Annotated in this window: 17 protein-coding genes; 8 read left to right on the top strand and 9 right to left on the bottom strand. The window is 35.1% G+C overall.

Translation table 11 applies throughout. The features are described 5' to 3' along the window. The first annotated feature begins 55 nt into the window (after window positions 1-55). A complete protein-coding gene (locus AC5YC8_RS06750; RefSeq protein ID WP_496163996.1) occupies window positions 56-967 on the top strand; it encodes a bestrophin family protein in 912 nt (303 codons plus the stop codon). Window positions 968-973: 6 nt separating this feature from the next. Here the strand turns inward: AC5YC8_RS06750 and AC5YC8_RS06745 are convergent, their stop codons facing one another. The 5 genes from AC5YC8_RS06745 to putA all read right to left on the bottom strand — a co-directional run bounded on the left by AC5YC8_RS06745 (window position 974) and on the right by putA (window position 7,957). Continuing rightward, on the bottom strand, window positions 974-1,522 hold the full coding sequence (locus AC5YC8_RS06745; RefSeq protein WP_496120097.1) for a lecithin retinol acyltransferase family protein: 549 nt from the start codon (window positions 1,520-1,522) through the stop codon (window positions 974-976). A 442-nt stretch (window positions 1,523-1,964) separates the two neighbouring features. Further along, window positions 1,965-2,210 carry a hypothetical protein gene (locus AC5YC8_RS06740; protein WP_496163995.1) on the bottom strand — a complete coding sequence of 82 codons (246 nt, stop codon included), beginning with the start codon at window positions 2,208-2,210 and terminating at the stop codon, window positions 1,965-1,967. Window positions 2,211-2,358: 148 nt separating this feature from the next. Further along, complete coding sequence (locus AC5YC8_RS06735) at window positions 2,359-2,583, bottom strand: hypothetical protein (protein WP_154773066.1); 225 nt, start codon at window positions 2,581-2,583, stop codon at window positions 2,359-2,361. Window positions 2,584-2,823: 240 nt separating this feature from the next. Beyond that, window positions 2,824-3,906, bottom strand: coding sequence for a tRNA (uridine(54)-C5)-methyltransferase TrmA (gene trmA / locus AC5YC8_RS06730; protein WP_496120094.1), 1,083 nt, complete (start codon window positions 3,904-3,906; stop codon window positions 2,824-2,826). Between the two features lie 298 nt (window positions 3,907-4,204). Beyond that, entirely contained in the window at window positions 4,205-7,957 is a 3,753-nt protein-coding gene (gene putA / locus AC5YC8_RS06725; RefSeq protein WP_496163994.1) for a trifunctional transcriptional regulator/proline dehydrogenase/L-glutamate gamma-semialdehyde dehydrogenase, read from the bottom strand. A gap of 116 nt (window positions 7,958-8,073) precedes the next feature. On the opposite strand from putA, the gene AC5YC8_RS06720 reads away from it, so the two are divergent. Then, a complete protein-coding gene (locus AC5YC8_RS06720) occupies window positions 8,074-8,571 on the top strand; it encodes an Lrp/AsnC ligand binding domain-containing protein (protein WP_496117901.1) in 498 nt (165 codons plus the stop codon). Between the two features lie 78 nt (window positions 8,572-8,649). Here the strand turns inward: AC5YC8_RS06720 and putP are convergent, their stop codons facing one another. Then, window positions 8,650-10,167 carry a sodium/proline symporter PutP gene (putP, locus tag AC5YC8_RS06715; protein WP_496164147.1) on the bottom strand — a complete coding sequence of 506 codons (1,518 nt, stop codon included), beginning with the start codon at window positions 10,165-10,167 and terminating at the stop codon, window positions 8,650-8,652. 552 nt (window positions 10,168-10,719) lie between these two features. Between putP and AC5YC8_RS06710 the strand changes: the two genes are divergently transcribed. Both AC5YC8_RS06710 and AC5YC8_RS06705 read left to right on the top strand, forming a co-directional pair. Continuing rightward, window positions 10,720-11,037 (top strand): hypothetical protein, encoded by a 318-nt coding sequence (locus tag AC5YC8_RS06710; RefSeq protein WP_496163993.1) that lies wholly within the window; start codon window positions 10,720-10,722, stop codon window positions 11,035-11,037. A gap of 773 nt (window positions 11,038-11,810) precedes the next feature. Further along, the gene (locus tag AC5YC8_RS06705) at window positions 11,811-15,107 is read left to right on the top strand and encodes an autotransporter domain-containing protein (RefSeq protein WP_496163992.1); all 3,297 of its coding nucleotides are present in this window, start codon (window positions 11,811-11,813) and stop codon (window positions 15,105-15,107) included. Between the two features lie 63 nt (window positions 15,108-15,170). Here AC5YC8_RS06705 and ilvA read toward each other — a convergent pair whose 3' ends face one another. Further along, window positions 15,171-16,709: a threonine ammonia-lyase, biosynthetic gene (gene ilvA / locus AC5YC8_RS06700; RefSeq protein WP_496117908.1), complete on the bottom strand. Its 1,539-nt coding sequence runs from the start codon at window positions 16,707-16,709 to the stop codon at window positions 15,171-15,173. Window positions 16,710-16,815: 106 nt separating this feature from the next. On the opposite strand from ilvA, the gene rpiA reads away from it, so the two are divergent. Both rpiA and AC5YC8_RS06690 read left to right on the top strand, forming a co-directional pair. Next, window positions 16,816-17,487: a ribose-5-phosphate isomerase RpiA gene (rpiA, locus tag AC5YC8_RS06695; protein WP_496117910.1), complete on the top strand. Its 672-nt coding sequence runs from the start codon at window positions 16,816-16,818 to the stop codon at window positions 17,485-17,487. Window positions 17,488-17,671: 184 nt separating this feature from the next. Beyond that, the gene (locus AC5YC8_RS06690) at window positions 17,672-18,355 is read left to right on the top strand and encodes a M48 family metallopeptidase (protein ID WP_496163991.1); all 684 of its coding nucleotides are present in this window, start codon (window positions 17,672-17,674) and stop codon (window positions 18,353-18,355) included. 2 nt (window positions 18,356-18,357) lie between these two features. Here the strand turns inward: AC5YC8_RS06690 and AC5YC8_RS06685 are convergent, their stop codons facing one another. Continuing rightward, on the bottom strand, window positions 18,358-18,576 hold the full coding sequence (locus AC5YC8_RS06685) for a hypothetical protein (protein WP_496163990.1): 219 nt from the start codon (window positions 18,574-18,576) through the stop codon (window positions 18,358-18,360). Window positions 18,577-18,653: 77 nt separating this feature from the next. Continuing rightward, window positions 18,654-20,435 carry a putative bifunctional diguanylate cyclase/phosphodiesterase gene (locus tag AC5YC8_RS06680; protein ID WP_496163989.1) on the bottom strand — a complete coding sequence of 594 codons (1,782 nt, stop codon included), beginning with the start codon at window positions 20,433-20,435 and terminating at the stop codon, window positions 18,654-18,656. Window positions 20,436-20,770: 335 nt separating this feature from the next. Between AC5YC8_RS06680 and argC the strand changes: the two genes are divergently transcribed. Together argC and AC5YC8_RS06670 are read left to right on the top strand one after the other, a co-directional pair. Beyond that, window positions 20,771-21,820 carry an N-acetyl-gamma-glutamyl-phosphate reductase gene (gene argC / locus AC5YC8_RS06675; protein WP_496117916.1) on the top strand — a complete coding sequence of 350 codons (1,050 nt, stop codon included), beginning with the start codon at window positions 20,771-20,773 and terminating at the stop codon, window positions 21,818-21,820. A gap of 78 nt (window positions 21,821-21,898) precedes the next feature. Next, on the top strand, window positions 21,899-22,645 hold the full coding sequence (locus AC5YC8_RS06670; RefSeq protein WP_496163988.1) for a DUF6776 family protein: 747 nt from the start codon (window positions 21,899-21,901) through the stop codon (window positions 22,643-22,645). Window positions 22,646-22,662: the final 17 nt, after the last annotated feature.

Genomic DNA, 22,662 nt, shown 5'->3' with positions numbered 1-22,662 from the left:
AAAGCACGAAAAGCCCGACCTATTGGTTGGGCTTTTTTAATGAAGGAGTAAAAAGATGATTGTTCGTGATAGAAGTAGCCGTTTGAGTTTGTTAATTGCATGGCATGGGACTATTTTGCCCAAAGTTATGCCTGCATTGCTTGGTGTGGTGATTCTTTCAGGTATTTTGGTCTATTTACGACAAAGTCTTTTTATTGATTTACCGACAGTACCAGCGATTGGTTTTACTATTTTTGGTGTGATTCTCTCGATATTCTTAAGTTTTCGTAATAATGCATGTTATGACCGCTGGTGGGAAGGGCGTAAGTTATGGGGAGCTTTAATTGCGACAACACGCCACTTAAGTCGTGATAGTCATGTTCTCTCATTTGATGAAAGAGAGCGACTATTGAGCCGAATGATGCTATTTACGCATTTGCTAAGAGATCGCCTAAGACAGTCTTCTCAAAGTATTGAGCATTATCAAAAAAGTGTAGGATTTAGCACAGCTGAATTTGAAAATATTCGTAATCGTGTTAATCCTTCGCAATGGGTACTTGAACAAATTCAAATTCAATTGGTTCAGATTTACCATCATAAAAATATTAGCGATATTATTTATAATAATCTAAATCAGCACATTGTGAGCTTGGGGAGTATTCAAGCAGGCTGTGATCGTATTTTATCGACACCATTACCATTTGCTTATTCAGTTTTATTACATAGAGCTGTGTATTCATTTTGCTTTATTTTGCCTTTTAGCTTGGAAGCAAGTTTAGGCTTATGGACACCTATATTGGTGGTTTTAATAGCTTACTTATTTTTAGGCTTTGATGAATTAAGTGCTGAATTAGAAGAGCCTTTTGGTACGCAAGATAATGATTTAGCACTCGATTCAATTGTTCGAATTATTGAGCGAGAAACATTAGATGCGATGAATAAAGAAATTCCTGAGGTTTTAATCGCAAAAAAAGGTTTATTGAACTAATTTAAGTTAGTGCTTCAAATCTTGAGATTCAGTTTGATCTTTCAAAAGCTGTTCGTATTTTCTCGTTTTTTTCTTTGCTTTATCACGTAATTTTTTCTTTATATAAAAGACTAAAGCAAAGCTAGTTGTAGTCAGCGTTAAGAATAAACCATTCATATAGCTCATTACTGAGCTTACATAGCCAATGGTTGTAAGTCGATTCATCATTTTAATGACTTGAGGGCTGCTTTCTACACCCGTAATTGCCCATGTACATAAGTGTTCACAGTTGTTGATTATAAGATGGTAGTTGTTTTCATGCATACGACTACGCATACGGCGTACAACTTTACGACCTGAGTATTTAGGAGAGGTATATTTTTGAATTTTGATTGCTTTACCAAAGCTGAATTTTTCAATTGATGTGATTTCAATGGGGTGCTTTTTAAAGAAATGGGCGAACCCTGAATAATGAATAACACGCCCACGACCAGCGTAAATCCCGTGATGGGTATAGCCAAAGTGGGTAACAATAAGATGAGACCCTAATGGAAATCGCTTTTTCTGCTGTAGCATTGACGTATTTACCAAAAAAGTTACAAATGTATATCAATTCGTTATTTTACAGCGTTTGATGACAGATTACGATAGCCGAAAGCGACAACAAATATCACGATACAAATGATTAAACGGACAATAAAGAAGAACATTAAAACGAGAAATATCATTCATTCTAGCGATTTTCGTGGCATTAATACAAGCCAATGATACATATCGATAGATAGTTGATATATAAATTGGAAGTATGTGTATTTTTATAAGCAAATGGCTCTAAGCAAAAGCAACTACAAAATAGCCTAAGCAAATTTCATGATTCAATTAGAACAAGACCATCTCTAATACATAGAAAGTGAAAAGGGCATAAATAGACTTTAAAATACATTTTATCTAGATCGAGCATAGTGTTGGAATTATATTGCCCATATCACTTAAAGCAGTATATCAAGACTCAATGTGCTTATTCAGCCATTTGTAAAATAGCGTTTTGAGTAGAACAAAGTTTGACAGCTTCTTTAGGATCCATTTGCTTAATGTTGTCTTCAAATTCATGTTTACGTTTTTGAAGCTCTTCTTTAGAAACGCTAAGTTTTTTACCAAACTTTTCCATTTTATTCCAAGACTCTTGGCATTCGCTGGGCATTTTACTGCAGGCAGTAAGTGAAACAAGTGTAATCCCCATACTTAATAAAATTAACTTTTTCATATTCATCCCTAACTTTTATTGTTTATTTTTAAGTCAAACTATTAAATCATAGAGCGTAAACATTTGTAAATTGTTTCAATAAAATCTGAATACAATAAAAAAGGTATTTAGATTTACACCTAAATACCTTTTTTGCAATTTTTCACTACTATTGTAGGGGTAAATGCTGAAGTTCGTTTAACTCTTTGCGGCTATAACCTCGAGAGGCTAAAACTTTCTTAATACCGATAATGACATCTTCATCTGTTGCTTTCGCTAAAGCTTCAATGAGCTGTTCATTTGTCTTACAAGAGCAATCATTTTCAACACAAGAAATCTGGTTCTTATGTTCGTTGTGTTGTTCATTTGAGAACAACTTTTGCCAAAAACTCATAGAGCCTTCATACGCAACCTAACATAGATCGAAATATAGACATATTAAAAAATAATGCAAGCTTTCTTATGTGATGGTTTAGTCATTTAAGTGAAATATTTTTGTAATTTTGGTGTAAAAAAAAGCCAAACAGTACATCATGGTTTATAAAGTGAATATAAATCATTCATTTATAAATATAAAAAAAGAGATGTAAAATACACCTCTTTTATGACAATTTAGTTTTATGAAACAAATTGTTTAAATCTTTTCAAGTAAAACGCCAGATTCTACATGATGCGTATATGGGAATTGATCGAACAATGCAAACTTCGTAATGCGGTGAGTTTGGCTTAATAAACCTAGATTGTCATGTAAAGTATCTGGGTTACATGAGATATAAATAATACGTTCAAAGCGCTGTAAAAGCTTTAAAGTGTCATCATCGATACCTGCACGCGGTGGATCTACAAATACAGTGTTGAAGTCGTAGCTTGAGATATTAATTTCAGCTTCTTCTAAACGTCTAAATTCACGCTCGCCATTATAAGCTTGGGTAAATTCTTCAGCAGACAAGCGCGCGACTTGAATATTGTCTATAGCATTTTTTTCGATATTCCACTGCGCAGCGTATACAGAAGATTTTGCAAGCTCTGTTGCCAATACGCGGTTAAATTTCAAAGAAAGCGGTAGGGTGAAGTTACCGTTACCACAGTAAAGCTCAAGTAAGTCTTTATCTGTTTTTTCAGCTGCATTACATGCCCATTCAAGCATTTTTTGACATACTTGAGCATTGGGCTGAGTAAAGCTACTTTCAATTTGTTTATAAGCAAATTTACGGTCAAAAACCTGAAGTTCTTCTACAACATAGTCATCTGTCAAAATAACTTTTTGACCACGACTACGACCGAAAATTTTAATATTTAACTGTTCTGATAATGCTTTTGCAGCGGTTTCCCATTCTGCTTCAAGTTTGCAGTGATAAATAAGGGTAACCAGCATTTCACCACTGAGTGTCGCTAAAAAATCGACTTCAAATAAACGCTTAGACAGAATAGGCTCAGCTTTTATCGCTTCAAGTAGTTTTGGCATTAAAACATTAATGCTTTTATCTGCAATTGGAAACTCATCTATACGAACAACGGTTTTTTGGTTGTCTTCATCGCGCTCGAACATCGCATAGAACATATCATCATCTGTATGCCAAATACGGAATTCTGCACGCATACGGAAGTTTTGTTCAGGAGATGCAAAAACTTCTAATGAGGGAGGATTAAATTCGGCAAATTGCGCTGAAATACGTTCAACTTTTGCTTCAAGTTGTTGCTGATAAGATGAAGTCATAATGCAGTAAAAATCACAGACATGTTCAAAACAGGGATGTTAACAAAGTTTGCCTTTGAACACTAAAGGAAATGGATAATTTTACGAAAAAACTGTATGTGGTGGTGTTGTATGGAAACAAACTTCAATGAATTAATATCTAGTTCTATGAGATTAGATGATCATTTTAAAAATAGTTAGCTCATCGTTTGAAGAAAAAATTTCCAAATAGAATATTGGTATTTAAATCAAATAAATTTTTAAATAAAAAAGCCCATAACAATTAAGTCATGGGCTTTTCGCTTTTATATGAAATGAATTAGTTCATTGTCATTAAGCTTGCATTACCACCAGCTGCAGCAGTGTTAATACTAATTGCACGTTCAATGACAAAACGCTCAAGTGGAATGTTGTAGTCACCAGAGTTTAGGTGGGTAATACCTACAATTGCACCTTTACGGCTCGCAATTTTCTTCTGAAGTTCGAGAAGTTCAGAAGAGTTGTTGTGATGTAAAACAGCTTCAAAATCGCCAGTTTCAACATCATTCACAACTTTAATTTGATCAGCTACAGCTTTAGGCATGCTAGATAAGTGTTTAAGCACAAAAGTATTATCAGCTAATACAACAGCATGGCTACCAACAGCAAAGATTGAAAGAAGCTGTTGAATTTGATCTTGTTCATTTATTGCTAAAGACAATACACGTTCACGTGGAACAACAACGTATTGGTTGCTTTCGCCCGTAGGACCTTGTAACTCATAGCTACTGCCTACACAGAATGCAGGTGGAATTTGCAAGGTATATTGTGGGAACGTTTTTTGTGCCCAAGTTTTGAATTGTTCCAAGACAGATGTATTGTCTGTTAAAGGTGTAATTTCACCTGTTGCGTATGGCGTAGCTAACTTTTTACGGTCACAGTTTTCCATTAAGCGGTATAAGTAAATTGGACCACCAGCTTTAGGACCAGTACCAGATAAGCCTTCACCACCAAATGGTTGTACACCAACAACAGCACCAACAATGTTACGGTTAATGTATAAGTTACCCACTTGAGCTTTTGCTACAACAGTTTGAATGGTTTCATCAATACGTGTGTGTAAACCCATTGTTAGACCGTAACCTTTAGAATTAATTTGATCAAGTAACTGATCTAATTCCCCATATTGGTACGTAATTACGTGTAGAACAGGACCAAATACTTCACGTTCTAAGTCGTTAAGGTTTGGAAGTTCGATTAAAGTTGGCGGAACAAAGGTACCATTTACTAAATCATCGCTATTTGCATTACGCATAAGTTGATGAACTTTATGACCTTTTGCAGTCATTTTTTCAATATGGTTTCGGATAATACCTTGTGCCTCTGCATCAATTACAGGACCAATATCAGTTTTTAATAAACTTGGATTGCCTACGCGTAATTGTTGCATTGCGCCTTTTAACATTGTAATTACGCTTTCAGCATTATCTTCTTGAACACACAAAATACGTAAAGCTGAACAACGCTGACCAGCACTGTCATAAGCCGAGTTCACAACATCTAAAATAACTTGTTCAGTTAAAGCAGATGAGTCAACAATCATGGCATTTTGACCACCTGTTTCCGCAATAAGAGGAATAGGTGTGCCTTTGTTGCTTAAACGGCTTGCTACAGTTTTTTGCAAAATTTTTGCAACTTCTGTAGAACCCGTAAACATAATGCCTTTAATACGGTCATCTTGGCTAAGTTGTGAACCAACGGTTTCACCACGACCTGGTACAAGCTGAACCACAGATTGTGGAACACCAGCTAACCAAAGAATACGAATGGCTTCAGCGGCAATTAATGGTGTTTGTTCAGCTGGTTTTGCAATAACGGCATTACCTGCAACAAGAGCTGCTGCAATTTGACCTGAGAAAATTGCAAGCGGGAAGTTCCACGGACTAATACATAATACTGTGCCCAAAGCTTCAATATTAGTATTTTTGTCAAGATCAACCATTTGAGCAGCATAGTAACGTAGGAAATCTACAGCTTCACGAACTTCTGCAATTGCATTGGCATAAGTTTTACCACTTTCACGGCTAAGAAGAACCATCAGTTCTTGTAAGCGAGATTCCATGATGTCTGCTGCACGAAGTAAGCATCCTGCACGTACATCTTTGTCTGTGTTAATCCAATCGTTTTGTGCATTTGCAGCAGTATTTAAAGCAGCATCAACTTGTTCAGAAGTCGCTTCAAATACATGACCTACAACATCTTTATTATTTGCAGGGTTGATAATGGTAATAGCTTCAACTGTTGTATCCGCAGGAATTTCTTTTCCTAAAGGTAGAGAAGTCCATTGGTGAGAGATCAGTTTTGTTGCTGTTGCATTTAATGCAAGTAGATCTTTATCGTTCGCAAGGTCTATACCATCAGAATTTTTGCGGTTAAAGCCGTATAAATCTTTAGGGAATGGAATGCTAAGATGTTTTTGACCCACTTTACCTTCTTTATTTGCAGCAGCATTAATTGTTAAACGTGGGTTTTCAATTAAGTCTTCAACTTTAAGGTTTTTATCTGCAATGCGATTTACGAATGATGTATTTGCACCATTTTCAAGTAAACGGCGTACTAAGTAAGCCAATAAAGTTTCGTGGTTACCTACAGGTGCATAAATACGGCAAGGTACGCCTAATTTATTTTCAGATTTAGGACCAACAACTTGTTCGTAAAGCGGTTCACCCATGCCATGTAAACATTGGAATTCGTATTGACCTGGGTAGTATTTAGCAGGATCTGCCATTTGGTAGATGGTTGCTAAAGACTGTGCGTTGTGTGTTGCGAATTGCGGGTAAACTTGTTCAGGTGCTGCAAGTAGTTTACGTGCACAGGCAATATAAGATAAGTCTGTATGTACTTTACGAGTAAATACAGGGTAGTCCGTCATACCTTCAATTTGTGCTTTTTTAATTTCGCTGTCCCAGTATGCACCTTTTACTAAACGAATCATTAAGCGTTTTTCACTACGTTTTGCAAGGTCAATAATATAATCAACCACGTAGAAACAACGCTTTTGGTAAGCTTGGATAACAAAACCAATGCCTTTCCAATCTTTTAGTTTTGGTTCGAAGCAAAGACGTTCTAATAACTCTAAAGAAATTTCTAAACGGTCTGTTTCTTCAGCATCGATGTTTAAACCGATGTTGTATTGTTTTGCAAGTAATGCAAGGTTGTAAACTTTGCTGTAAAGCTCATCATGTACACGGTCAATTTGCGCACGTACATAGCGAGGGTGTAAAGCAGAAAGCTTAATTGAGATACCTGCACCATCGTAAACATCTTTATCGGCAGCAGCTTTACCAATTGCATGAATTGCATTGGTGTAGTCTTGGTAATAACGTTCTGCATCATGATCTGTTAATGCAGCTTCACCAAGCATGTCGTATGAATAACGGAAACCTTTTGCTTCTAGTGATTCAGCATTTTGTAGTGCTTCACCAATGGTTTCGCCTGTAACGAACTGTTCACCCATCATACGCATAGCAACGTCTACAGCTTTGCGAATAATGCCACGGCTAGAACGTGCAAGAAGACCTGTTAATACGGTGCTTAAGCTTTTTTGCTTTGGTGTTTCCATTAACTTGCCTGTAAGCATTAAGCCCCAAGCGGCAGCGTTTACGAACATTAGGTTACTATTACCTAAATGATCTTTCCAACTACCTTGATTAATTTTATCACGGATAAGTAAGTCACGAGTTGCTGTATCTGGAATACGTAACAATGCTTCTGCAAGGCACATTAATGCAATGCCTTCTTGAGAAGAAAGAGAGAATTCTTGAAGTAGACCTTGAACAATACCAGCTTTACCACTTGAGCCTTTACGTTCACGTAAAGCATGTGCAAGTTGGAATGCTAAATCTTGAATGTTGCCATTAAGTTCATCTGAAAGTTCGCTGTGAGCAAGTAAATTTTCTACACACTCACTTTCATCAATGCGCCATGCCGCATTAATTTTTTCTTCATACTCATTTTTTTCACGAAATTGGGAGATATATTCTAAATGAGGTTTTGAATCATCAATTTGAAATTCGTTTTCAGTGATATTCATGTCAGCATCCTGTGACTACAAAAATTAATAGGTAAAAAACCAGATATAATTTATGATTACAGAAAATTTGATGAACAACTCACTATAATTTTTCTGTTTTTTAGAGAATAATTCTGATGACCAATCATGTAACAACCCTCGATCGTATAGATATTAGAATTTTAGATATTCTGCAGAACGATGGAAAAATTTCAAATATTAAACTTGCTGAGGCTGTTAACTTATCACCAACCGCAGCTTTAGCACGTGTGCAGAAGTTGAGCAAGGAAGGTTATATTTTAGGCTATGGGGCACGATTAAATCCAGATAAATTAAATTGTAGTTTTGTTGTTTTTGTCGAAATATTGCTCGACAAAACCACACCAAATGTATTGGATGAGTTCTCCGAAGCTGTGGTGCATTGTCCAGAAATTGTCGAATGCCACATGATTAGCGGTGGATTTGATTTTGTTGTGAAAATTCGATGTTCAAATATGGAAGAGTTTAGAAAAATTTCAGGACAGATTTTGTGGCAGTTACCTGGTGTAAAAGAAACACGTAGCTATCCTGTTATGGAAGTGATTAAGGAATCGAGCCAAATTAAGCTTAAAATGCCAGTTAAACCTGCTGTTTAATAAATGTAGTACTGATAATGTTTAAAATGATTAAGGGGCATATAGCCCCTTAATCATACTAACTGTAAAGAAATAATATTATTTCTTATCGTATTTCATTTCTTCCATTGCTTGAGCATAAAGTTCTTCAGCGCGGTCAAAACGATCTTCAACGTCTTTAGACGGTGCTTTGCCCATTAAACTTACAACAACAATTGAAAGCGTAGAAAGAATAAAGCCAGGAACAATTTCGTATAAACCTGTATCGGCAAAGTAAGTTTTCCATACAATTACAGTTACAGCACCTACAATCATCCCCACAATTGCGCCATTCAATGTCATACGTTTCCAGAACAATGAAAGAATAATAAGTGGACCAAAAGCAGCACCGAAGCCAGCCCAAGCGTAAGCAACTAAGCCTAAAACTTTACTGTCAGGGTTCATACCTAGGCAAATTGCAACAATTGCAATGAGGATTACCATTAAACGACCAATCCAAACTAATTCGTTTTGAGAAGCATTTTTGCGGAAAAATCCTTTGTACAAATCTTCAGTTAAAGTTGTAGAACATACTAATAACTGACAGCTTAACGTACTCATTACAGCAGCAAGAATTGCAGCTAAAATTACACCTGCAACCCATGGATTAAATAATACTTTTGTGACTTCCATGAACACAATTTCAGGGTTTGCATCAACTACAGCACCGAACTGTGGATTTGCATGGAAATATGCAATACCGATATAACCAACGGCTACAGCACCGCCTAAGCAAAGAATCATCCAAGTCATACCAATACGACGTGCAGCAGGAATTACTTTTACAGAATCCGCAGCCATGAAACGTACTAGAATGTGTGGTTGACCAAAGTAGCCTAAGCCCCATGCCATTGACGATAAAATTGCAACAACACTCAAATCGCCAATTAAGCTGTTTGCGTGTGGACGTGCATTTTCAATAAGTACAGTCACACTTTGTGCATGATCGCCAATTGCAAGATACGTTACGATAGGTGCAAGTAATAATGCAAAAATCATTAAACCTGCTTGGAATGTATCAGTCCAACTAATTGCAAGGAAGCCACCAATACATACATAACTGATTGTTGCGATCGCGCCAATCCATAATGCAGTGGTGTAGTCCCAACCAAAGAGGCTTTCAAATAATCGCGCACCTGCAACCATGCCTGAAGCACAGTAAATCGCGAAGAAAATAAGAATAACGACAGCAGAAATTAAGCGTAAAACTTTTTTTGTATCGCCAAAACGACTAGTGAAATAGTCTGGGAGTGTTAAGGCATTATTTTGAACTTCTGTATGTGTACGTAGACGTCCAGCAACAAGTAGCCAGTTGAGCCAAGCACCAATAACCAAACCAATTGCAATCCATGCTTCAGACAAACCTGAAAGATAGATTGCACCAGGTAAGCCCATCAATAGCCATCCGCTCATGTCGGATGCACCAGCAGACAATGCAGTTACTACGCTACCAAGGCTTCGTCCACCGAGAATATAATCATCAAAATTTGTTGTGGCTTTGTAGGCATATAGCCCAATACCAATCATAGCCACGATATAGAACATGAATGTTACTAATGTGGGATTCAGTTGGCTCATCATTTTGCCATCCTTTGTCAGTCCTAAAAGAATCATCTATCCAAGATGAATTTTTATGCATTTTTTGCAAGTCGCTGATTCAAGCACAAATTTAAAATTACGCTCTGTAATAATTGAGTGGCGCTTATATGTTGTTTGTGAAACGAAATGTAATTTTGGTTACAAAGGTCGATGCAATGGGGCGTTATCATGTGAACTTTCTATCTATAGAAAATTGAAATTTGCTCTGTGTTATTATGAGCAGTAGCTCTTAATTACAATAATTGGTATGTATAGAATATTTCTAAAATGGTTTATTTTTTCTTTTATAATTTTATTGTGTATTGCATATTCAATAGCTATTTATGCTATAGGCTTAGATCAATTATTAGGTGTGATTTTTAATGGAATAATTAATGATTTATTAATGTTAACGGCACCAAGCATAGTTGTTGCAATAAGTTTAACGAGATGGCAATTAAAAAAAGAAAGAAAAAGGTAGTTAATTGACTCTTATAAGAAGTTTTTTTATTACATCAACATATTACGTAAGTCTATTTTTAGGATTCTGTTTTGAAGCTTGAGCGGTATTTTAAGTCTTTCTGTTTTGGTATGGCAGCTTTTTTATTATTCACTATTTATTCGAGTATTTCTTCGGGAGATATAGAAGTTGACGGTTATCTCACGAAAATAGGATTGCTACTTATCGCCATTGAATATGGTGTTCTTATGACAACTGATCAGCTTAAAAAGAAAGTAACTTTAAAATCTTTAATCGTGCCTGAACCTGAAAAAATTGAAGTAACAGGTATTGGTGTATTTGCTCATGTTTTAGGGAGAATAGGATTTTGCTTTCTTGTTATTGGGTTTGTAATGAGTTTTATAAAATGAATATAAATAAAAAATTTAAAGAAGTATTTTTGTATGGTGGTTTAGGCTGGGGATTACCATTTTTGTATTTTTCTCAATTTTAAGGTGGATTGAATATAAATCTCCAGCATTTGGTTCTTTAAGTGTCTTTTTTGTTGTAAGTGTAATAGCCGGTTGCATTTTAGGCTTGATAACTAAGATTTTTACTAAAAATGCTGTGGAGATAAAATTCGATATAGAAGTATTCTGCAAATCCATTTTACTTTTTGCTTTTGCAATTCTTATTTATGGTGTTGTGTACAGATACATTCTTATTTCTAATAGTTGGGATAAGCCGCTTATTGGGACGATTGTTTTACTTATCTTATTTTTTCTTTCTTCATTAATTCAAAATAGAATGACTAAAACATCAATAGCCGAAATTACTGGAAATTAAACACTAAAAATAAGTAATGTTACTTATGATTTAAATTAAACCAAATTTAAATACTACCTTCTCATAGTTTTTTCATGAATACAAACTCATTAAGAATCAGTCTTAAGGGGGAGGGCTTATTTATTTAAAAACTGTATTACTAGTAAAGGCACTAAGAGCTGTACTAAGTAAAAAATATTTAATTGTTAATAAAAATTACAAAATGATCACAAATTTTTTACAAAAAATAATCAATATCATCAAATATATGTTTAATATTGAAAAAAACAACACTAATTAAGTTAAATGTTAATTAATTGATGTTTTATTAAAAAAACAAAAAATACTTCCATTACTCCGAAAACTAAATGGTGATTGTATGAATAATAAATTTAAAATTGCTTTTGATACAAAAAATGGCAACTTTGTTGTGATATTAGACAAGGCTAAAAATAGAGTAATTGGAGAGCGTTCAGAGCATGATTTTATATTTGATTTACAGAAAACAGTTTTATCTTTTGCTATTCTATTTTCAACGACATCCCTTATCAGTCAAGAGTCATTAGCAGTTACTTATGACGGAACATTAGCACAGTCGAAGTCTAGTACTGATGTTGGTGGGAATTTTAATATATTAATTGGAAGTGATACTGTTAAAGGAATGGTTGAGTTGAGTAATAGTGCACCTGTTGTTGTGGATTATGCTCCAGCAGCACTTGCAAATAATTTTATTTTAGCTGGATATTCAACAATTGATAGTGGTACTCAGGTCAATGGTAATGTGATTACGTTAGATAAAGGTAGTCAAATTGGAGATATATACTCTGGATTGTTACATTCGACTAAAAAGTTTCCATCTGTAAATTGTGTAACAAATCCTGTGAGTGATTGTTCTGGAAAAGCTTTTTTATCTACACAAAGTAATAAATCACTATCTACAAGTAATAATACAGTCAGTATTTCAGACAAAAATGCCGTAAATGTGACTGGCACAATTAATTCAGGTTCTACTCAGATTAATATTGATAATGGCGATGTTGTTAATGGTGTTTATGCGAATGCTACAGTGACTCAACTAGAAACTATTAATGCAAATACAATGCAAACCAATTCGAATAAAGTTGTGGTGAGTGGTGATCAGCATCAAACAAAAAATGCGAATATTGGTAACAATACTATTGCTGTAATATTAGGGGATGTTACAGGTGGTACTTCAGTAGATCTAGGGAATGCAAGAGCTTATGTAAATGCTCAATCAAATGTGAGAACAAATAAGCTTTATACAAATAAAAATGAAATGAGTGTAAGTGGGAGTAATAATAAGTTTTTAGATATTAATGCAGGGGCAAATACGATTCTTATAGAGAGTGGAAATCTTAAAGCGGGTACTTCACAGTCGATAAACACTAATATTAACACGGTAGGCGCTACTTCTTATGTATTTGGTTCTAACTATGTAATATCAAGTGTATTAGATTCAAATGAAAATAAGCTCACAATTACAGGAAATGATAATAAAGCAGATAATATTAAAGTCGGACATAATACGATAAGCGTACATAATGGTAATATGATTGCAAATACATCAAACTCTCATGGCTCCGCATTTTCTTATGTAGAATATTTCAGTAATTTAGAAAAAAATAAGTTAAATGCTAACTATAATTTGGTGGAAATTGCTGGGGATAATAATGTCTTAAACGATATAGTTGCAGGTTATAGTACGTTTGATATAAAAGCTGGAGATGCGATTGGTTCTGAATCAACATCTACACTTCAGACAGACGATAAGGCTGATGCGACTTCAACGATAAATGTCAATGGGAATACATTAGTTCAAAAGAATAATACCATTACAGTTAAAGGAAATAATAACAAACTTAATAATATAATGTCCGGTTATGCAGATTTTAATTTATCGGTTGGAGAGACAATTGGTGGTAAATATATCGTTAATGGTTATACTAAGATAAGTAACGCACAGTTAAGAATTAACGCGAGTGGTTTAAATATTTATGCAACAGATAATAAAATAAATTTAAGTGGTACTTCTACAATTGATGGCAGCATCAATACTGGCTATATCAATTTTAATATTGATTATGGCTTGGTAAAAAAGAATGATGGAACATTGATAACACCAACCATATACACAAATTCGGCACCGAATACTGCTGATAGTTATATTGATTTAAGACAAACAAATGTCAATGCTACAAAAAATACAATTAGCATTGAAGGAAGTCATACTTTTACTAACCCTAACAGCACACTTTATGGCGGCTATTTACATTATAGTGATAGCACAACAAAACCTGCAAGTTTTGATGTTTTTACAGGTAATACTTTAATTTATGCGAATAAAACGCCTATTTCCATTAAGGAGGTGGCAAATTTCCAAACATATGATTTTACAATTAGACCTGATTTTGCAAATTTACCGACGTCTTTGATTACTGCTGAAACTATTGTTTTAGGAAGCCATGCTTCAAATATGAGTACACCGCAAGCAAATTTAAAATCTGATATTTCTGTTTCATATATATCAGCTGGATCGCTTGTGAAGAATCATAGTGAATTTATTTTAATGAATGCAACAAAAAATTTGGTTGGTAATGGCCAAGGTTCTACTACAAGAGGTGTTGCACAGCAAGGTGTTTCCTTAGTTTATGATGTTGATACTTTTATTAGAAATAATCAGGTAATTGCGTTGGTAGAAGGTGGTCCTGATGATGTGGGACCAGAGACAAACCCTCAACTTAAGTCCTTATTGGAAGGAAATCTATCAGGCTTAATGTTACTTACAAGGAACGCTGACAATATTGCCGATAATATGCTCAAGGCGATCGGCGAACAAAATAATCAACGGGGTTTGGTTCCATTTATAATTTTTAATGGAAATCGCACTCACTATAATACTGGCTCCTACATTAAGTCGGATGGTGGTTCTGTTACCACTGGTGTGAGTTATCAAAATAGCCAATTAACTGGCGGATTGTTTATGGAAAATGGCTGGGATAGCTATAAAACGTTTAATGACTTTGAGGATGTTAAAAACGTACATGGTAGAGGTCATAATAGATTTAACGGGCTTGGTGTGTATGGTCATTATGATTTTATTAATAATTGGTATTTAGATGGTTCTGTACGTGGTGGTAAGTTAAAAACAAATTATGTTTCTGATGACATCATTCATTCGGACACAAAACAAAGAGCAGAATATGAAGTAAGTGGTAATTATTACAGCGTACATTTGACAGGTGGATATGGGTATCAATTAAATGAAAATAATGATTTAGATGTTAATTTGAAATATCTATGGTCTGGAATTGAGGGGCATGATATTGAAATTGCAGGTGAGCAAGTGGAGTTTAATAAACTCAACTCACATCGAGTTAGATTAACTGGCGAAAATAATTATCAGTGGAATAAAGATATTCAATTACTTGCTGGTTTAGGATATGAATATGAATTTGATGGTACTGCAAAAGGAACCGCACTAGGCACATATAATATCGCGGAACCAAGTGTTAAAGGTAGTACAGGGATAGTTACATTAGGTATTCGATATGATCCTGAAATGTTTAAAAATTTTAGTATGGATTTGAAAGCGAGTGGTTATTTTGGTAAGAGAGACGGTGGAAGCGCATTGTTACATCTAAAATATGCTTTCTAATAAATTGTATATCGATGATAAAGAAGCCTCTATATAGAGGCTTCTTTATTTAAGCTAGAAAACTTATTTTAAGAAACGTTGATAACCTAAGTTATTGGTAATTTCTTCGTATGGATAAGTAATACTTTCTAATGTTTCAATTAAACCATCTGGGTTTTGTTGCGCATCTTCAGCTTCTAAACCAACCAATACACGACCTTCGGCAGCACCATGGTTACGGTAATGGAAAAGCGTAATATTGTGAGTTGGCCCAAGACGTTCTAAGAAAGTGAGTAATGCACCTGGGCGTTCAGGGAATTCCACACGGAATAAACGCTCATTCTCAATATCGGCATGACCGCCAATTAAGTAACGAATATGTAGTTTTGCAACTTCATCATCAGATAAATCGTCTACATCAAATTGAATTTTTAATGCTTCAAAAATATCTTGGCGTTCTTTTTCGCCAGCTTTAAGGCTAATACCAACAAAAACTTGTGCCGCAGAAGCATGACTTGCACGGTAGTTAAACTCTGTAATGTTACGACCTTGTAGTGCACGACAGAAGTTAAGGAATGAACCTTTTTCTTCTGGAATAGTCACTGCAAAAATAGCTTCTTTACGTTCGCCAAGTTCTGTACGTTCTGCAATATAACGTAGGCGGTCAAAGTTCATGTTTGCACCACAAACAATCGACACCATGTTTTTATCTTCTAGACCATGTTCAGCCACGTATTTTTTAATACCTGCCAATGCCATTGCACCAGATGGTTCAACAATACTGCGACATTCATCATAAGTATCTTTAATGGCAGCACAAATTTCATCTGTATTGACCAATACAACATTAGGTTCAACAATTGGTCCTGAGTTATCAGATTTTTGTAGGCGAATCACATCAAATGGTTTTTCACCAATTTGTGCAACAGCCGTACCATCAGCAAATAAACCAACTGTAGGAAGGATTACGCGTTCATTTGTTTCAAGTGCAGCTTTCAGACAAGCGGATTCGTCATATTCAACAGGAATAACTTTAACATGTGGTGCAACATCACCTAAGTACGCCGCAACACCCGCAATTAGACCGCCACCGCCAACAGCCACAAATACATAGTCGACATCACGCCATTGACGTAAAATTTCATTACCAATTGTACCTTGTCCCGCCATAACAAGTTCATCGTCATAAGGGGGAATAAAAGTCATACCGTCTTCTTGGGCACGAGCAATTGCATATTTATTGGCTACATCAAAAGAATCACCATGCAATACAACTTCACCGCCTAAGCGTTTAACCGCTTGAACTTTAATGTCTGGTGTTGTTTTTGGCATAACAATAATGGCGCGAATACCGAGCTTTTGACCAGATAATGCCACGCCTTGAGCATGGTTACCTGCTGAAGCAGTAATAACGCCACGTTCCAACTGAGATTTCGGTAATTGACTAATACGGTTATAAGCACCGCGTAGTTTGAAGGAAAAGACAGGTTGTAAGTCTTCGCGTTTGAAGCGAATGTTATTTTTTAGTTTTTCACTAATTCGTGGCGCTGCTTCGAGTGGGGTTTCGATTGCAACATCGTATACGGTTGCTTGTAATATTTGTCGAACCAAACGAGACAGCATGTTAATTTTCCATCTAACAGTTTAAAATAGGTGCTTATTGTAACAAAACCCCATACATTTGGGCTGTAAAATCAGCAACAAATGTGAAAAATAGTTGAGTAATGTCATGAGTCTATATGCAACCCAAGATGAGAAGAAGCAAGCAGCAGCAAAAGCTGCTTTAAAACACTTACCAAAAGGGGGCATTTTAGGCGTTGGTACAGGTAGTACTGTAAATTTCTTAATTGAGCTTTTACCTGAGCTTCAATTGGAAGCAGCTGTTGCAAGTTCAGAAGCGACTGCGGAACGTCTTAAAAAATTAGGTATCGAAGTTGTAGATATGAACAGCGTAGGTGGTTTAGATGCTTATGTGGATGGTGCGGATGAAATTGATCGTCACATGCACATGATTAAAGGTGGCGGTGCTGCGCTTACACGTGAAAAAATTGTGGCATCTATTGCAAAAAAATTCGTTTGTATTGTAGATGATTCTAAATGGGTGGAACAATTAAGTCGTGAATTCCCACTTCCTGTAGAAGTTATTCCTATGGCACGTTCTGCTGTAGCACGTAAAATCGTTGCTTTAGGTGGTGATCCTGTATATCGCGAAGGTGTTGTAACAGATAATGGCAATGTAATTTTAGACGTTTATAACCTAAATATCTTAAATGCACTTGAGTTAGAAAAAACCTTGAATGATATTCCAGGTGTTGTATGTAACGGTATCTTTGCATTAAACAAAGCTGATGTTGCTGTTGTAGCAACTGATAACGGTATTGAAGAACGTACTGCGGTTTAATAAATTTTTTAAGCCAAAATCCCTCTAACTAAATCTCCCTGAGCGTAGTTTTAAAGCATTGCTTTAAAACAAGCGCAAGAAGGGAGACTTTAAGTAACTTTTTGAAGAGATAATCTCCCTAAATCCATCTTTATTAAGAGGGGCTTTACAGGTTAGGGGGATTTCAAACTAGCAAAGAATAAAAATGACTTTAAGTGATTTACCTGAAATTCAAATTACTCGAAATATTCGATCTACACGTTTAAGACTTCGTGTAGAGCCAACACGTATACGTTTAACAGCCCCAATATTTTGTACAAAACGACAAATTCAAAACTTTATAGATCAGTCCGAAACATGGCTGATTAATACATGGCAAGCACAGCAAAATAAAATTGTAGAAATTGATAGAACATTACCAATAGAAATTCAGTTGTTTAATTTATCTCAGCCTATTCGTATTGAATATTTAACACAGAAAAATAATTTTGTTTTTGATGCTGAAAATTTGATTTTAAAAGTAAGTGATCGCACACCTGAAAAATATTTAAAAGCTTTTGTTGTTGAATATGCAAAAGAATACTTGCCGATGTATTTAAATGAGGTAAGTCGAGAAATCGGTCTAAAATATACAGAATGTAGTATTCGACAACCTAAAACACGTTGGGGAAGTTGTTCTGCTCAACAAAAGATTATGCTAAATAGTGCTTTGGTGCTATATCCTACAGCCGTTGTAAGATATGTTTGTGTGCATGAGTTAGCTCATACTGTTCATTTTAACCATAGTGCACAGTTTTGGCAGTTGGTTCAAAAGCATGATATGAATTTTCAACATCATCAAAAGTTACTTAAACAGACACCTGTACTATATTGGTGGAGCGTAGTTTAATCCTAAGAGTTACTAGCTTCTTCTTCTTTAATTTCATAATATTCTTTTTTTAGACGTAACAGTTCATTTACAACAGTATCAATATCTTCTATCTCAATAGTTACAATGATGTTTTTAATTTTCCCTGTTTCAATGTCTTCAACATCTGGGTGGCATATAGATATAGATTCTTCTGCATTAATAAAAATATCTAAAGCTTCTCGTTTTTTAATTAATGTCATTTTTATAACTCAGTATAGTGTTGTTAAACAGTTGATTATTAATCTAATTAATCAAATAGAGTGTAATACTTAATAGGTTATTTATCTAGTAAATTTTCAACTTCTTTTGCTGTAATGGCATCTTTAAATAAGAAGCCTTGTCCTTGTGGGCAACCCATTTTTTTAAGCATATTGAGTTGCTCTTGGTTTTCAATACCTTCGGCAATGACATTCATGTTTAGCAAATGTCCTAATTTGATAATACCTTCCACAATAGCAGCACTAGAGTGTTCTTTGGTTATTTTCTCGATAAAGCTATAGTCAATTTTAATACAGTTAACGGGTAAATCTCTTAGATGTGTTAAAGATGAATGTCCTGTACCAAAATCATCGAGCGAAATTTTAATGCCTGCATCATGAAGTTTATTTAAAGCACGTGTTACATAATCCACGCCATGATCGGCAAATAAATGTTCTGTAATTTCTATTTCTATATGTTGGGGCGAAATACCAGCATCGTGTATACGCTGTAATAAGATTTCTGCGTAGTTATCACGGAAAAACTCAACAGGTGAAGCATTAATTGCAACAGGGATTATTTTTTTACCTTTTGATTGCCAAGTTTTGATATCTGCAAAAATTTTACTTTGCATATCTGCACTAATTTTAGTGGAAAGTTCAAAGTCATCAAAAGCTTCAGTAATGGTTTCAGGGGTAAAGACAGTATTGGATTGAGGGCAGATCCATCGAAGTAGTGCTTCTAAACCGATAATTTCTAATGTTGAAAGGTCAACTTTGACTTGATAATACGGTGTAATGGATTTTTCACGCAGAATACGCCGTGCTGTTTCTATTTGAATTGCTTTATTTCGAGGCTCATTAAACATATTTTCATTGAAATATTGAATGCCACCACGACCACGTATTTTTAAATTCTTTAAGGCGGTATCAGCGCATTGTAATAAGTTAGAAAAATTGTCAGCATCTTGAGGATATAAAGAACAACCTACACTCATACTGCTATTTAATAGCTTTCCATGATATTCAAATGGCTTAAGGGTGAGATCTAGAATCCTTTGGCTTATTGCATTGATATCATCAATACTCTGTATATCGTAATAAACGACAGCAAATTCATCGCTTCCAAGTCGAGCAATTAAACTTGAACTTGAGAATTCTTTTTGTAGTCTTTTGGCGAGATGTTTAAGAACAAAATCTCCAGCGGTATAGCCTTGCGTATCATTAATATTCTTAAAATGATCTAAACCAATGATAAATACACCAATATGTCTATATTTTTTATCCGATTTTAATAGATTTTGTACGGTATTTTTTAATCCATAACGGTTGAGTAAACCTGTTAGTTCATCAGTTTCATTGGATATGCATAAGGCATTTTTAACTTGATGGTTTATTTCTTCTTGAGTTTGCAATTGGGTTAGAACATTTTTATGCGCTTGATAGTGTTTTTGTACATTAATAAGACTTACAAACCATTCGACTGTTTTTAGCGCATTAATGTTTGGTTTAGCAAAGGCAAGAAACCAGTAGTACTCATTGTTACTATTTTTAATTCTAAAAGGATGTTGAACATTATGTGGGTTAGTCGTTTCAAGATTTAATAATTCTTTAAAGTTTTCTAAATCTTTATGGTGAATTGCATCGAAAATATCTTGTAATTGTAAGTTGGTTTTAGATGGGTTGAGATAATGCTGAAAATCTTTATTAATATAAATGTTGTCTGAACGTAGTATGAAAGCAAAATTTGGAATTTGATTTAATAGTGTTTTATTGTGTTTTGAAATTAGGGAATGTGCTGTCGCTACAGGCTTCTTTAGGGCTGTAAGATCATGTTTTGACTTTATCGTTGTTTTCCGCACTTTTTTGACCTTGTTAAAGTAGCAGTGGATTTAAAAAAATCACTTGATCTATTTGTGTTTTGAGTAATTAAATTTATAGTTAAAACACGCATTTTTCAACATGCGACTTTTTCCGCTATGTATTCGCTATCATATAGATAAACTTAAATAAATATACACAAATTTATTATTTTAGATGCAATGTTTTTATGACTACTTAAGTGAAAGTAATGAGTAGACTAAATAAAGAAGTTAAAAAATCAACAAACTCGATCAAAATTGTTCAGAAAGTTTTTAAACCCTGCCATACTAAGCAAGGAATATATCAATAAATTTTTTAAATTGAGGTAACTAGCGTGATTTCTGTCGGGATTGTTGGTGGAACAGGTTATACAGGCGTTGAATTATTACGTCTTTTATTGCGTCATCCAAATGTGCAAGTCACTGTTTTAACTTCTCGAACTGAAGCTGGTCGTCGTGTAGATGATATGTTCCCAAGTTTACGTGGGCAAACAGATCTTAAATATTCAGATTTAGACATTCAAGAATTAAAGAAATGTGATGTTGTATTCTTTGCAACGCCTCATGGTGTCGCAATGAAACATGCTGCCGAGCTTGTAGCTGCAAATACTAAGGTTGTTGACCTTGCTGCAGACTTTAGATTGCAAGATTTGGCTCAATTTGAAAAATGGTATGGCTTAGAACATGCTTGCCCAGATGTATTAAAAGCTTCGGCATACGGTTTGTCTGAATTAAATCGTGAAAAAATTAAACAAGCGAGCGTGATTGGTAACCCTGGCTGTTATCCAACAACAGTTCAATTAGGTTTAGCGCCTGTATTGAAAGCTGTTGAAGCATTAGTGAAACCAGAAAGTATTATTATCGATGCGAAATCTGGTGTATCTGGTGCAGGGCGTAAAGCAAGTTTAGGTATGATTTACTCTGAGAATGCAGATAACTTTAAAGCCTATGGTGTTGCAGGGCATCGTCATCATCCTGAAATTGTAGAAGCACTAGAGAATATTTCGGGTCAAAAAGGCGTGTTTGATCATATTTTGTTTGTACCACACTTAGTTCCGATGATTCGTGGCATGTTTAGTACAATCTATATTGATTTAACAGAAGCGGGTCAAACAGCAGATTTACAAAGTATTTATGAGCAATTCTATGCGAATGAACAATTCGTAGATGTAATGCCTGCAGGAAGTTCGCCTGAAACTCGTTCTGTACGTGGCGCAAATCAATTACGTATTGCACTATATAAACCTCAGCCGCAAAAATTAGTGATTTTGGTTGTACAAGACAACTTAGTGAAAGGCGCTGCGGGTCAAGCAGTTCAAAATATGAATTTGATGTTTAATTTTGCTGAAAATGCAGGGTTAGATGTGATTGGGTTATTACCATAAGTAACGCTTTTCAACTACACAGAGAGAATGTTTTCGAATTAAATCTGTGTTTTGAAAAATATTGAAGAAGAGATGACGATGAGCAACATTGAATCTAATGCTGAAGAAAAACAAATAAAGTCGAAAAAGCTACATTTACAAGGCAATATGCCACTTGTAGTTGGTGCAGCAGTTTTGATTTTAGGTAGTGGCTTGTTAGGCTATAGTGTTGGACATCGTCAAGGTTTAACGGTCGCTGGTTATGATGCCGATGCACAGCAACTTGTAGAAGTTGTTGGTGTACAAAAAAATCGATTAGAAACGCTCAACAAATCTCTAAACGCTGCTGTTCAAGAGCGTGATGTTGCTATTAGTAATTCAAATGATTTATTTGCACAGGTGACGCAAGCCAAAGCAGATAAAACTCAAACCGATAGTATGCTCACAATTTATCGGGAAGTACTTAGACAACGTGGTGGCTTAAGTTTGACAGTTCAAAACTTAGGAGTTAAACCACTTGTTGATAATGCCTATGAATATCAAATTGATTTAATACAAGTTAGTCCATCTAGAACTAAAGCATCAGGTAATGTAGAACTACGTTTAATCCAAGGTTCTGAAGTTCTTGTGGTACCTATGGAAAGTACCCATTTTGATTTTGAAGATTTTCAGCGTTTAACTGGACGTTGGACTATGCCGAAAGGTTTCTCGCCTCAATATATGGAAGTGCGTGTAACAGGATCATCTCCAATTGTTAAGCGTTTTAGTTGGTCAAGAGGAAAACCTGTAGATGCTGTTTCAACAACTGTTGCAGACATTCCTCAAGTAAAAGCAACAGTTCAATAGTGTGTGTTTGAATTAAA

This window comes from Acinetobacter sp. FY731 (genome assembly GCF_059515905.1).
The sequence above is the reverse complement of the archived record's forward strand: the minus strand, read 5'-3'. Positions and strand labels throughout refer to the sequence as shown.

Bases quoted from the DNA above. Each gene is read 5' to 3' on its own strand.
- AC5YC8_RS06720 (WP_496117901.1), top strand. From the start codon at position 8,074: ATGACCAATCATGTAACAACCCTCGATCGTATAGATATTAGAATTTTA.
- AC5YC8_RS06705 (WP_496163992.1), top strand. From the start codon at position 11,811: ATGAATAATAAATTTAAAATTGCTTTTGATACAAAAAATGGCAACTTT.
- rpiA (WP_496117910.1), top strand. From the start codon at position 16,816: ATGAGTCTATATGCAACCCAAGATGAGAAGAAGCAAGCAGCAGCAAAA.
- putA (WP_496163994.1), bottom strand. From the start codon at position 7,957: ATGAATATCACTGAAAACGAATTTCAAATTGATGATTCAAAACCTCAT.
- trmA (WP_496120094.1), bottom strand. From the start codon at position 3,906: ATGACTTCATCTTATCAGCAACAACTTGAAGCAAAAGTTGAACGTATT.
- AC5YC8_RS06735 (WP_154773066.1), bottom strand. From the start codon at position 2,583: ATGAGTTTTTGGCAAAAGTTGTTCTCAAATGAACAACACAACGAACAT.
- AC5YC8_RS06750 (WP_496163996.1), top strand. From the start codon at position 56: ATGATTGTTCGTGATAGAAGTAGCCGTTTGAGTTTGTTAATTGCATGG.
- AC5YC8_RS06690 (WP_496163991.1), top strand. From the start codon at position 17,672: ATGACTTTAAGTGATTTACCTGAAATTCAAATTACTCGAAATATTCGA.
- AC5YC8_RS06745 (WP_496120097.1), bottom strand. From the start codon at position 1,522: ATGCTACAGCAGAAAAAGCGATTTCCATTAGGGTCTCATCTTATTGTT.
- putP (WP_496164147.1), bottom strand. From the start codon at position 10,167: ATGAGCCAACTGAATCCCACATTAGTAACATTCATGTTCTATATCGTG.
- AC5YC8_RS06670 (WP_496163988.1), top strand. From the start codon at position 21,899: ATGAGCAACATTGAATCTAATGCTGAAGAAAAACAAATAAAGTCGAAA.
- AC5YC8_RS06740 (WP_496163995.1), bottom strand. From the start codon at position 2,210: ATGAAAAAGTTAATTTTATTAAGTATGGGGATTACACTTGTTTCACTT.
- AC5YC8_RS06685 (WP_496163990.1), bottom strand. From the start codon at position 18,576: ATGACATTAATTAAAAAACGAGAAGCTTTAGATATTTTTATTAATGCA.
- ilvA (WP_496117908.1), bottom strand. From the start codon at position 16,709: ATGCTGTCTCGTTTGGTTCGACAAATATTACAAGCAACCGTATACGAT.